Origin of the sequence: Streptomyces sp. NPDC029041 (genome assembly GCF_040637515.1) — a bacterium.
Classification (GTDB): domain Bacteria; phylum Actinomycetota; class Actinomycetes; order Streptomycetales; family Streptomycetaceae; genus Streptomyces.
In genome coordinates, this window is record NZ_JBEZWO010000005.1 from 253,491 (window position 1) to 265,197 (window position 11,707).

An 11,707-nucleotide genomic window follows, 5' to 3' on the forward strand; every position below is an offset into this window, starting at 1 on the left:
CATGTTCCGCAGCGAGTACGCAGACGTCCCGCCCGTCGACCTGCCCATCCACGACGCGGTCCTGGCCCGGGCCGCCGAGTTCGGCGACATCCCGGCGCTGATCGACGGCACCGACGGCACCACCCTCACCTACGAGCAGGTCGACCGCTTCCACCGGCGCGTCGCCGCCGCCCTCGCCGAGGCCGGTGTCCGCAAGGGCGACGTCCTCGCCCTGCACAGCCCCAACACCGTCGCCTTCCCGACCGCCTTCTACGCGGCCACGCGCGCGGGCGCCACCGTCACGACCGTGCACCCGCTCGCCACCGCCGAGGAGTTCGCCAAACAGCTGCGGGACTCGGCGGCCCGTTGGATCGTCACCGTGTCACCGCTGCTGGACGCCGCCCGCCGGGCCGCCGAACTCGCGGGCGGCGTACGCGAGATCTTCGTGTGCGACGGCGCGAGCGGCCACCGCTCCCTGATCGACATGCTGGCCTCCACGGCCCCGGAGCCGCAGGTCGCCATCGACCCCGCCGAGGACGTCGCCGCCCTGCCGTACTCCTCCGGCACCACCGGCATCCCCAAGGGCGTGATGCTCACCCACCGGCAGATCGCCACCAACCTCGCGCAACTCCACCCGGCGGTACCCGCGGGCCCGGGAGACCGGGTCCTGGCGGTTCTCCCCTTCTTCCACATATACGGCCTCACGGCCCTGATGAACGCGCCCCTGCGGCAGGGCGCCACCGTCGTCGTCCTGCCCCGCTTCGACCTGGAACAGTTCCTCGCGGCCATCCAGAACCACCGCATCACGGCCCTCTACGTCGCCCCGCCGATCGTCCTGGCCCTCGCCAAACACCCGGCCGTCGCCCAGTACGACCTGTCGTCCCTGCGGTACATCATCAGCGCCGCCGCACCCCTGGACGCCCGGCTCGCCGACGCCTGCTCCCAGCGCCTCGGCCTGCCGCCCGTCGGCCAGGCCTACGGCATGACGGAACTGTCACCCGGCACCCACGTCGTCCCCCTGGACGCCATGAACGACGCCCCGCCCGGAACCGTCGGCAAGCTCATCGCCGGCACCGAGATGCGCATCGTCTCCCTCGACGACCCCGGCAAGGACCTCCCCGCCGGGGAATCCGGCGAGATCCTCATCCGCGGCCCCCAGATCATGAAGGGCTACCTCGGCCGCCCCGACGCCACCACCGCGATGATCGACCCCGACGGCTGGCTGCACACCGGGGACGTGGGGCATGTGGACGACGAGGGCTGGCTGTTCGTCGTCGACCGCGTCAAGGAACTCATCAAGTACAAGGGCTTCCAGGTGGCCCCCGCAGAACTGGAGGCCCTGCTCCTCACCCACCCGGGTATCGCCGACGCCGCCGTCATCGGCCGGTACGACGACGACGGCAACGAGGCCCCGCACGCCTACGTCGTCCGCCAGCCGTCCGCCGCCGACCTCACCGAGGCCGAGATCATGATGTACGTCGCCGAACGCGTCGCCCCCTACAAGCGGATACGCCGCGTCACCTTCATCGTCGGCGTCCCCCGCGCGGCCTCCGGCAAGATCCTCCGCCGACAGCTCAGGGAGAGCGCATGACGCTGATCGCCCGCACCCGCGCGCGAGCCGTGGAAACCCTGACCCTCGACTCCCCGCACAACCGCAACGCCCTCTCGGCGGCCCTCGTCGGCGACCTGGCCGACGCTCTCACCGCCGCCGGCAAGGACCCCGGCGTCCGCGCGATCGTCCTCACCCACACCGGCAACACCTTCAGCGCGGGCGCCGATCTCAAGGACCCCCCGTCGCCGCAGGCCCTGGTCGCCCTGCTGCGGCAGATCATCGAGCTGCCCAAACCGGTCCTCGCCCGGGTCACCGGCCACGTCCGCGCGGGCGGCCTCGGCCTCCTGGCCGCCTGCGACATCGCCGCCGCCTCCACGGACGCCACCTTCGCCTTCACCGAGGTCCGCATCGGGGTCGCCCCCGCCGTCATCTCCCTGCCGATCCTGCCCCGCGCCGACCCCCGCGCCCTCGCCCGCCACTACCTCACCGGCGAACGCTTCACAGCCCCGCAGGCCGTGGCAACGGGCCTGCTCACCACATGTGACAGCGATGTCGACCAGGCCCTCGACCCCCTCCTCGACGGTCTGCGCCGCTCCGCCCCCGACGCCCTGGCCGAGACGAAACGGCTGCTCACGGCTAAGGTGCTGGAGGCCTTCGACCGGGACGCCGCCGACCTGACCGCGCTCTCGGCCCGGCTGTTCTCCTCCCCGCAGGCCCGCGAGGGGATGACGGCCTTCCTCGAACGACGGGATCCGGCATGGGTGGTGTGAGCACGGTCGACCGTGCGGAGAGAGTCCCCAAGCAGGACCGCAGCCGGGCCACCCGGCAGCGGCTCCTGGAAGCCGCCGTGTCCTGCCTCGCCGAACACGGCTGGGCGGGATCCACCGTCTCCGTCGTCGCCGAACGCGCCGGCGTCTCCCGGGGCGCCGCCCAGCACCACTTCCCGACCCGCGAGGACCTCTTCACCGCGGCCGTCGAATACGTCGCCGAGGAACGCTCCACGGCCCTGCGCGCCCTGTTCCCCGAGGGCGCCGCGGGCGACCGGCACGCCGTCGTCGCCGCCCTCGTCGACCTCTACACGGGGCCGCTGTTCCGCGCGGCCCTCCACCTCTGGGTCGCCGCCTCCAACGAGGAGCAGCTCCGGCCCCGCGTCACCGAACTCGAATCCCGCGTCGGCCGCGAGACCCACCGCATAGCCGTCGACCTCCTCGCCGCGGACGAATCCCTCCCCGGCGTCCGCGAGACCGTCCAGGGCCTCCTCGACATGGCCCGCGGCCTGGGCCTCGCCAACCTCCTCACGGACGACGCGGCCCGCCGGGAACGGGTGGTGGCGCAGTGGGCGGGGCTGCTGGAGGAGACGCTGGGCTGAGAGAGCAGGTGTCAGCGCGGACTCGGGATGCGCATACCGCAGTATGCTCGGAGCATGGCGGACACGACACGCATCACGGTGACACTGCCGGCCGACCAGGTCGCCGAACTCAGGAAGCTCACCGACAACATCTCCGGCTATGTCGCCGAGGCGGTGGCACGCCAGCTGCGGCATCAGCTGCTCGGCGCCGACCTGATGCGTCACCAGGAGGAGTACGGAGCCTTCACCGAGGAGGAACTGGCCGAGGCCCGCGCGAGGATCTTCGGCACGACGGATACCGGCGGATCGGCGAGTACTGCGTGATGGACCACGTCGAGACGGCCGTCCTGGACTCTCAGGGGCTCTCCGCCTGGATCGCCCAGGACCGCAAGATCCTGGCGATGTTCCAGGTGCTGCACGCCATGGGCGCCGATTTCGTCATCGGCGCCAACACCATCGTGGAAGTCAGCCATGCGCGGGTGAACATGCCTCGACTGCAGTGGGCGCTCTCGCGGGTCAAGGTCGAGCCGGTGACCGAGGCCGCCGCGAAGGCATCCGCGGAACTGCTGAAGGCCGCCGGGCTGCACGGCCACACGTACGCGATCGACGCGACGGTCGCCGAGGTGGCACTGCGGCAGCCGGGCCCGGTGGCCGTGCTGACGTCCGATGTCGACGACATGGCGCGGCTCTGCGGCGACCGTGTCCGGCTCATCGGCATGTGAGCCTCACGGACTGAGCCGCTCCACCCGCCAGCTCCCGTCGGCCTGCTCCACGTACCGCAACCGGTCGTGCAGCCGGTTCTCCCGGCCCTGCCAGAACTCCACCGCCTGCGGGGCCACCCGGAAACCACCCCAGTGCGGCGGCACCGGCACCTGCTCGCCCTCCGGGTAGCGGGCTGCCAGCTCGGCGTACGCGGCGTCGATGTCGGCCCGGGTGGAGATCACCGAGGACTGGGCACTGGCCCACGCCCCCAGCTGCGAGCCGTGCGGCCGGGTGCGGAAATACGCCGCCGTCTCGTCCCGGCCGGTCCGCCGGGCGACCCCGGTCACGATGACCTGCCGTGCCATCGGATGCCAGGGGAACAGCAGCGAGACGTACGGGTTCTCCGCCAGGTCACGCGCCTTGCGCGAGTCGTAGTTCGTGTAGAAGACGAAACCCTGCTCGTCGAAGTGCTTCAGCAGCACCGTGCGGGCGCTCGTCCGCCCCTCCGCGTCGGCCGTCGACACGATCATGGCGTTCGGCTCGAACAGCCCGCCGTCCGTCGCGGCCTGCTTGAACCAGCGCGCGAACTGCTCGACGGGCGTGGCGGCGAGCTCGGTCTCGGAGAGCCCCTCGGCCCGGTACTGCTTGCGCATCGAGGCCAGATCGAAGGGGACGTCGTCGCGGTCGGTCACCCGGTCATCTTGCCGTACCGACGGTGTCCTTCGTCACTGCATGGCACTGAGTGCCGTGAACCCTCCCCAAGCGTGGCACTCGGGGATATCGTTTCCGTGCTGTTCCGGTTGGGTGACCGCCTGCCGTACGGGGCATCACAGGGGCAACCGGCCAGGACCGCGAGTCGCCGTACACGACCGTGGATCCACTGGACGGCGCCCGCTTCGCCAGCTCACCGACACATGGTCGTACGCCCCACACCACATCAACACCATCTGTCACTTACATCACGAGGAGCCGCCTGATGTCCGACTTCGTACCCGGGCTCGAGGGAATCGTCGCGTTCGAGACGGAGATCGCCGAACCCGACAAGGAGGGCGGCGCGCTCCGGTACCGCGGCGTCGACATCGAGGACCTCGTCGGCCACGTCTCGTTCGGCAACGTCTGGGGCCTCCTCGTCGACGGCGCCTTCAATCCCGGCCTGCCCCCCGCCGAGCCCTTCCCCATCCCCGTGCACTCCGGCGACATCCGCGTGGACGTCCAGTCCGCCCTCGCCATGCTCGCGCCCGTCTGGGGCCTGAAACCCCTCCTCGACATCGACGCCGAGGAGGCCCGCGAGGACCTCGCCCGCGCGGCCGTCATGGCCCTGTCCTACGTCGCCCAGTCCGCCCGCGGGCAGGGCCTGCCGATGGTTCCGCAGCGGGAGATCGACAAGGCGCAGTCCGTCGTCGAACGCTTCATGATCCGCTGGCGCGGCGAGCCGGACCCCAAGCATGTGGCGGCGGTCGACGCGTACTGGACGAGCGCCGCGGAGCACGGCATGAACGCCTCCACGTTCACGGCCCGCGTGATCGCCTCGACCGGCGCGGACGTGGCAGCGGCGCTCTCCGGAGCGGTGGGCGCGATGTCCGGCCCGCTCCACGGCGGCGCCCCCTCCCGTGTGCTCGGCATGATCGAGGAGATCGAGCGCACGGGCGACGCGGAGGCCTACGTGAAGAACGCGCTCGACAAGGGCGAGCGCCTGATGGGCTTCGGCCACCGCGTCTACCGCGCCGAGGACCCCCGCGCCCGGGTCCTGCGCCGCACCGCCCGCGAACTGGGCGCCCCCCGCTTCGAGGTCGCCGAGGCCCTGGAGAAGGCGGCCCTCGCGGAACTCCACGCCCGCCGCCCCGACCGCGTCCTCGCCACGAACGTCGAGTTCTGGGCGGCCATCGTGCTGGACTTCGCCGAGGTCCCGGCCCACATGTTCACGTCCATGTTCACCTGCGCCCGCACGGCCGGCTGGTCGGCCCACATCCTGGAGCAGAAGCGCACGGGCCGCCTGGTCCGCCCCTCGGCCCGCTACGTGGGCCCGGGCACCCGCAACCCCCGCGAGATCGAGGGCTACGAGGACATCGCCCACTGACGCGGCCGACCCACGGCCCCATCCGACCCGGGGTGGGGCCGTGGCGTGTGCCTCACCCCGTCAGCCGGTCCAGCTCCTCGCCGACGGCCTCCCGCAGCCGGTCGTGCCGGGGCCCGAGCGCGTACCGCTCCTCGCTCCACCGCTGCCGCGGGTAGAGCCACACGGGCAGCCGTACGAGCTCCTCGGGCTCCCAGTCGTAGCGCGGCCACACATGCGCGTGCAGGAACGCGTCGGTGTTCCCGAGGATCTCCAGATTGACCCGCCGGAACCCCGGCTCCACCCGCCGGCAGGCCCGCTCGACGGCCTCCCCGAGCCGGTCCATGTCGGCGAGGAACGCCAGCCGGGCGCTCCGCGGCAGCTCCGACAACCGCTGGACGCCGGGATCATCGGTGAGCAGCACCGAATAGCCGGGCAGGAACTGCACGTCACCGATCACCGCGAACCCGGAGTCCAGCCGCCGCATCACCGCCGGGTTCTCACCGCGCAGGGCGCTCCCGATCCGGTCCTCACGCCACCCACCCACCGCCGTCGCCCTCCCCGAGCGCTCCAGAAAAACGCAGACGACCCGCGAGTCTGGTTCCTCCGGAGAGGAGCCGGCCGGACGTACCGGCGACTCGCGGGTCGGGTGACTGCTTGAGATTGGGCCGGCTGCACGCTCGCTCACGCGCTGGCTCGGCACCGCACTGAGTGGTGACGGGCCGCTAGCCCGCAGCCACCTCACGCGTCCGGTTTCCATACATCTGCCGAACCACCTCCTCTCTCGTGTACCTGAACACTAAGAAACCGTTCCGCCTCCGATCAACCGGTTTTCTGAGACCTCGACCCCACGGGCCGCCGGCCTCGTCGGATGAACGTTTCTGTTGCGTTGACGTGGGCATTGCCGCAGTACAACGATTCCTTCAATGTTGTGGGAACTCGGTGTGTGCTGGGTCACGTTCGAGTTGAATGATTGCAAGGAGCGAACCGACGTGCCGTACGTGCGGACGCAGCCTGCAGGGGGTCCAGGTGAGTGCTTCCCGGCGTAGTGGGACCACCGACGAGCTGGGGCCGGACGAGCCCGAGCGGGACGGTTCGGATGGTTCGGATCTGCTTGCCGCTTTGCTGGACGGGATGGACGCGGCGCTGTGCGCGTTCGACGCCGACGGTGTCGTGACGCACTGGAACCGCGAGGCCGAGCGGATCCTCGGGTGGAGTGCGGACGAGGCCGTGGGGCGGCGCGGGCTGGCCGGGTGGGCCGTGCGCACCGCTGACGCCGAGGAGGTCGAGGGCCGCCTGCTGTCGTCGATGCACGCCCCCGGCAGGCAGGTGCACGAGTTCGCGCTGCTCACGAAGGACGGCGGCCGGGTGCTCGTGCGGACGCAGTCGGCGGCGGTGCGCGGGCCCGACGGGAAGCCGGCGGGTGTGTACTGCGCGTTCAGCGAGGTGCACGCGCAGATCGATCTGGAGCGGTCGATCGCGCTGAGCGAGGCGCTGTTCGAGGACGCCGGCTGGGGTGTCGTGCTGGTGGACGTGGACCTGCGGCCGGCGGTGGTGAACGCGCACGCGGCCCGGGCGCTGGGCACGGGGCGTACGGCGGTGCTGGGACGGCCGCTCGGGGAGTTGCTGTCGCAGGGCGTGGAGGAGCTGGAGAGCGCGCTGCAGCACGTGCTGGCGGAGGGTGCGCCCCCGGCGCCCGCCGAGGTGTGGGTGAGTGTGCGGACGCCGGAGGGGGAGCGGCGGCGGTGCTGGCGCAGCGGCTTCCTGCGGCTGGCCTCGCCGCTCGCGGAGGAGCCCGTTCCGCTGGGTGTGGGCTGGCTGTTCCAGGACGTGACGGAGGCCAAGCAGGCCGAGCAGGAGGCCTCCCTGCTGCGTTTCCGTACACAGCAGCTGCACCGGGCGTCGCGGGCGGCGGCCGAGTGCGAGGACCCGGCCGAGGCGGCGACGGTCCACCTGGACTTCGCCCTGGCCGGTTTCGCCGACCACGGCCTGATCGACCGGGTCGCCGGCGGGGCACTGACCGACGCGGAGGCCGAGGGGCCCGTCCGGCTGGTCCGGGTCGCCGCCACCCCCTCCGGCGCGCCCGGGCCGACCCGGCTGTCCGGACACGCGAGCCTGCCCGTCCGCTACGCCGAGGGGCACCCGGCCCTGCAGTGCGTGGAGCGGGCGGGGGCGCTGCGCGCGAGTGCGGGCGCGGCCCGGCCGGAGGCGGCCCGGGAGTGGGCCCTGGCCCGCCAGTGGCCCGCGGACGCGGTGCACGCCCTGTGCGCGGTGCTGCGCAGCCGGGGCCGGACCCTGGGCGTCGTGACGTTCCTGCGGGGCGCGGGCCGCAGCGCCTTCGAGCGTTCCGACGCCCTGTACGCGGAGGACGTGGCGGTCCGGATCGCCGCTGCGCTGGATCTGGCGGGGTTGTCGGGCGGGGAGTGAGCGGGCCGCCCGGGCGGGGAGTGAGAGGGGCCCGGCGCGGGCCCGGTGAGTGCCGGTGGCGGACGTACCCGGTCCGGCGGCCCGTTGCGGTGCCGGTTGATGACGCGGGCCCGATACTGCCGCCCCTCATCGATGCCGGTGGGCGACGCGGACACGGTCCGCTGTGCCTTCAGTGCCGGTAGAAGATCCGGTCGCGGTACTGCTCCATGACCCGGGCGTTCCAGTCGTGGCCGCCATCGACGTTTCCGGAGCGCAGCAGGGGCGGCTCGATGCCGCGGGCGGCGAGGGCGGTGGCGGTCGTCGCCATGACGGCCTGGAGGAGAGCGGAGGTGACGACCGTCGAGGCGGGGGCGAAGGGGGCCGGGATGGCGTCGTGGGTGAGTTCCGCGTCGCCGACCGCGATCTTCGAGTCGAGGACGAGGTCGCAGTGGTCCTTCAGATACGTCCCGGAGGCGTGCCGTGACGTCGTCTCCGAGGCGTAGGCCACCGAGGTCACGCCGATGACCTTCACGCCCAGGGCCCGGGCGTTCACGGCCATCTCCACGGGCAGGGCGTTGCGCCCGGACAGGGAGATGATCAGCAGGGCGTCGCCCTCGCGGAGCGGGGAGCTGTCGAGGACGGCGGTCGCGAGGCCGTCGACGCGTTCGAGCGCGGAGCCGAGCGGCGCGGGCATGACGTCGACGCCGACGACGCCGGGCACGGCGAGCAGGTTCATCAGCGCGAGGCCGCCGGCACGGTAGACGAGGTCCTGGGCGGCGAGGGAGGAGTGCCCGGCGCCGAAGGCGAAGAGCCTGCCGCCGGCCGCGACGGTGTCGGCGAGGAGCGTCCCGGCCGCGGTGATGCTGTCGGTCTCCTCGTCGCGGAGGCGCCCCAGCAGGCCGATCGCGGCGTCGAGGAACTGGCCGGCCGGCACGCGGTCGCTCATACGGGGTCCCTTCGGGCAGGCCTCGCGGCTTGTGTCGCGCATCACGGTGCGGTCTGGACCAGTGCGGTGTCAATACGGCCGTGCGGCGCGTGCGCCGAGCGCCGGGACGTCCCCGAAGGGGAGGTCCGTACCCTGGCGCGCGGCCGGGTAATCCTCCGCTTCGCCTCCCGCGGCACGGTTGTCGGTGGTATCCGGCAGAATTGGGTGCAGGGCCAGCGCACACGCCGGTGAGCCGTCCAGCCTCCGGCAGATCTCATTCGAGGGGCACGTATGTCCGGACTGATCGACACCACGGAGATGTATCTCCGCACCATCCTCGAGCTGGAGGAAGAGGGTGTGGTCCCCATGCGCGCCCGTATCGCCGAGCGGCTGGACCAGAGCGGGCCGACCGTCAGCCAGACCGTGGCGCGGATGGAGCGCGACGGCCTGGTGTCCGTCGCCAGCGACCGGCACCTGGAGCTGACCGACGAGGGCCGTCGGCTGGCCACGCGCGTGATGCGCAAGCACCGCCTCGCCGAGTGTCTGCTCGTCGACGTGATCGGTCTGGAGTGGGAGCAGGTCCACGCGGAGGCGTGCCGCTGGGAGCACGTGATGAGCGAGGCCGTGGAGCGCCGCGTCCTGGAGCTGCTGCGGCACCCGACGGAGTCGCCGTACGGCAACCCGATCCCGGGTCTGGAGGAGCTGGGCGAGAAGGACGGCGCCGACCCGTTCCTGGACGAGGGCATGGTGTCGCTGGCCAGCCTCGACCCGGGCGCCGAGGGCAAGACGGTCGTGGTGCGCCGGATCGGCGAGCCGATCCAGACGGACGCGCAGCTGATGTACACGCTGCGGCGGGCGGGCGTGCAGCCCGGCTCGGTGGTGAGTGTGACCGAGTCGGCGGGCGGGGTGCTGGTGGGCAGCGGCGGCGAGGCGGCCGAGCTGGAGTCCGACATCGCCTCCCACGTGTTCGTCGCCAAGCCCTGAGCCCGTCGCGCCGTCGCGCCGTCGCGCCGGGGGCAGTCGCCAACTCCATATGTGGGGGCGTCTGTTGTGGCGGTGGTGGTCTCTTGGCGTGATCCGGGCCGAATCCGGCGTCCAGTCCGCCGAATCGCAGCGCTCGCCCGCTTCCCGTGCGACGCTGTCGCGTGAGGCATATGACCTGAGGGGCTCTTGGCCGCGGCTCGACAACGATGCCGCCCGGCCGGGGAGGGGGCGGGAGGATGTGCCGTGAAGACGCGGAGGGCCCCGGCGCCGTGTGGCGCCGGGGCCTGTCCTCCCCTGTGCTGACCCGGAGCCCCGAGCTCTCAGGGTCATCCCCTGCGGACCGGTTTCCCCGAGCGGTCCGCCTCCCGCTGAAGATCTCCCCTCGACAGCGGCGATCAATCCCCGAGGGTGGTCACTCGAACGAGGGGTGTTGCCCGCGAGAACCTCATCCTCGAATGCGCATTCGATAGTCTGCGGGCGGCGCACGGCACACTTGCACCGACGGGTACGGCAGGCAGCACGGCAGAAGGCACAGCAGGCAGAACACGGTTCACAGGACCGGCCGGCTCGAGGGAGCCGCGGTCCGCGCGAAGCTTGGGGGGTGCCAGACATGGCGCGACGCATCGACGTGACCGGGACGGGCGGCGTACGCCTGGCGGCCTGGGAGTTCGGCGACCCGCCCAAGAGTGATCCGGCGCAGGACGTGCGGGACGGACAGGGGGCGCACGACGGGCACACCGCGCCGGAGGGCTCGCCTGGCGTGCTGTTACTGCACGGCCTCATGGGCCGCGCCTCGCACTGGGCGTCCACCGCCCGCTGGCTGTCCGCGCGCTACCGCGCGGTCGCCCTCGACCAGCGCGGCCACGGCCGCAGCGACAAACCCCCGCAGGGCGCCTTCACCCGTGACGCCTACGTCGACGACGCGGAGGCCGCCCTGGAGCAGCTCGGCCTCGCCCCGGTCGTCCTCATCGGCCACGCCATGGGCGCGCTGACCGCCTGGCAGCTCGCCGCCAAGCGTCCCGACCTGGTCCGCGGGCTGGTCATCTGCGACATGCGGGCCTCCGCGCTCGGAGCCGCCTCGCAGCGCGAGTGGGGCCAGTGGTTCGACTCCTGGCCGCTGCCCTTCGCCACGCTCGCCGACGTCCGCAGGTTCTTCGGCGAGGACGACCCCTGGGTGGAGCGGCCCAATCCGGCCCGTGGCGAGTTCTACGCCGAGGTGATGGCCGAGTCCCCGGACGGCTGGCGCCCGGTCTTCGAACCGGAACAGATGCTCCGCTCCCGCGAGACGTGGGTGTACGACGCGCACTGGGAGGAACTGGCCCAGGTCCGCTGCCCCGCCCTGGTCGTGCGCGGTCTGGACGGCGAGCTGGGCCGTGCCGAGGCCCAGGAGATGGTCCGGGTCCTGCCCCGCGGCCAGTACGCGGAAGTGGCGGACGCCGGCCACCTGGTGCACTACGACCAGCCGGAGGCCTGGCGCGCCGCCATCGAGCCGTTCCTGGACTCGCTGGGCGACCACTGACGGAACGCCGCCCGGCGCAGGCCCGCGCGACCGCTCACCGGGACGCCTTCCCGGGCAGGCCCGGGCGATCACTGGCGGGACGCCGCCCGGCGCAGGCCCGCGCGGCCGCTCACCGGGACGTCTTCCCGCGCAGGCCCGGGTGGCCGCTCACCGGGACGCCTTCCCGGGCAGGCCCGGGCGATCACTGGCGGGACGCCGCCCGGCGCAGGCCCGCGCGGCCGCTCACCGGGACGTCTTCC

12 protein-coding genes are annotated in these 11,707 nt (G+C 72.6%); 9 read left to right on the forward strand and 3 right to left on the reverse strand.

Annotation, left to right across the window (positions count from 1 at the left end):
- Position 1 precedes the first annotated feature (1 nt).
- The 5 genes from AB0F04_RS14515 to AB0F04_RS14535 are packed head-to-tail and all read left to right on the forward strand — an operon-like array spanning position 2 to position 3,601.
- Positions 2-1,570, forward strand: coding sequence for a 4-coumarate--CoA ligase family protein (locus tag AB0F04_RS14515; RefSeq protein ID WP_362041251.1), 1,569 nt, complete (start codon positions 2-4; stop codon positions 1,568-1,570).
- Positions 1,567-2,301: an enoyl-CoA hydratase family protein gene (locus AB0F04_RS14520; protein ID WP_362041254.1), complete on the forward strand. Its 735-nt coding sequence runs from the start codon at positions 1,567-1,569 to the stop codon at positions 2,299-2,301. Before AB0F04_RS14515 ends, AB0F04_RS14520 begins: the two co-directional genes overlap by 4 nt.
- Entirely contained in the window at positions 2,289-2,900 is a 612-nt protein-coding gene (locus AB0F04_RS14525; RefSeq protein WP_351631164.1) for a TetR/AcrR family transcriptional regulator, read from the forward strand. Before AB0F04_RS14520 ends, AB0F04_RS14525 begins: the two co-directional genes overlap by 13 nt.
- Before the next feature lie 54 nt (positions 2,901-2,954).
- A complete protein-coding gene (locus AB0F04_RS14530) occupies positions 2,955-3,203 on the forward strand; it encodes a type II toxin-antitoxin system CcdA family antitoxin (RefSeq protein ID WP_362041257.1) in 249 nt (82 codons plus the stop codon).
- Positions 3,200-3,601, forward strand: coding sequence for a DNA-binding protein (locus tag AB0F04_RS14535; RefSeq protein WP_362041258.1), 402 nt, complete (start codon positions 3,200-3,202; stop codon positions 3,599-3,601). The genes AB0F04_RS14530 and AB0F04_RS14535 overlap by 4 nt, the downstream gene beginning before the upstream one ends.
- Before the next feature lie 3 nt (positions 3,602-3,604).
- On the opposite strand, the gene pdxH is transcribed toward AB0F04_RS14535, so the two are convergent.
- Positions 3,605-4,273 (reverse strand): pyridoxamine 5'-phosphate oxidase, encoded by a 669-nt coding sequence (pdxH, locus tag AB0F04_RS14540; protein WP_362041259.1) that lies wholly within the window; start codon positions 4,271-4,273, stop codon positions 3,605-3,607.
- A 284-nt stretch (positions 4,274-4,557) separates the two neighbouring features.
- On the opposite strand from pdxH, the gene AB0F04_RS14545 reads away from it, so the two are divergent.
- Positions 4,558-5,658 carry a citrate synthase 2 gene (locus AB0F04_RS14545; RefSeq protein WP_362041261.1) on the forward strand — a complete coding sequence of 367 codons (1,101 nt, stop codon included), beginning with the start codon at positions 4,558-4,560 and terminating at the stop codon, positions 5,656-5,658.
- A 52-nt stretch (positions 5,659-5,710) separates the two neighbouring features.
- Here the strand turns inward: AB0F04_RS14545 and AB0F04_RS14550 are convergent, their stop codons facing one another.
- Entirely contained in the window at positions 5,711-6,121 is a 411-nt protein-coding gene (locus AB0F04_RS14550) for a diadenosine tetraphosphate hydrolase (RefSeq protein ID WP_362041941.1), read from the reverse strand.
- Between the two features lie 542 nt (positions 6,122-6,663).
- Between AB0F04_RS14550 and AB0F04_RS14555 the strand changes: the two genes are divergently transcribed.
- Positions 6,664-8,061: a PAS domain-containing protein gene (locus AB0F04_RS14555; protein ID WP_362041263.1), complete on the forward strand. Its 1,398-nt coding sequence runs from the start codon at positions 6,664-6,666 to the stop codon at positions 8,059-8,061.
- 169 nt (positions 8,062-8,230) lie between these two features.
- Here the strand turns inward: AB0F04_RS14555 and AB0F04_RS14560 are convergent, their stop codons facing one another.
- On the reverse strand, positions 8,231-8,986 hold the full coding sequence (locus tag AB0F04_RS14560) for an SIS domain-containing protein (RefSeq protein ID WP_362041265.1): 756 nt from the start codon (positions 8,984-8,986) through the stop codon (positions 8,231-8,233).
- 270 nt (positions 8,987-9,256) lie between these two features.
- Here AB0F04_RS14560 and AB0F04_RS14565 point away from each other — a divergent pair, with 270 nt between their 5' ends.
- On the forward strand, positions 9,257-9,949 hold the full coding sequence (locus AB0F04_RS14565; RefSeq protein ID WP_053671441.1) for a metal-dependent transcriptional regulator: 693 nt from the start codon (positions 9,257-9,259) through the stop codon (positions 9,947-9,949).
- Positions 9,950-10,559: 610 nt separating this feature from the next.
- Entirely contained in the window at positions 10,560-11,468 is a 909-nt protein-coding gene (locus AB0F04_RS14570; protein WP_362041266.1) for an alpha/beta hydrolase, read from the forward strand.
- The last annotated feature ends 239 nt before the right edge of the window (positions 11,469-11,707 follow it).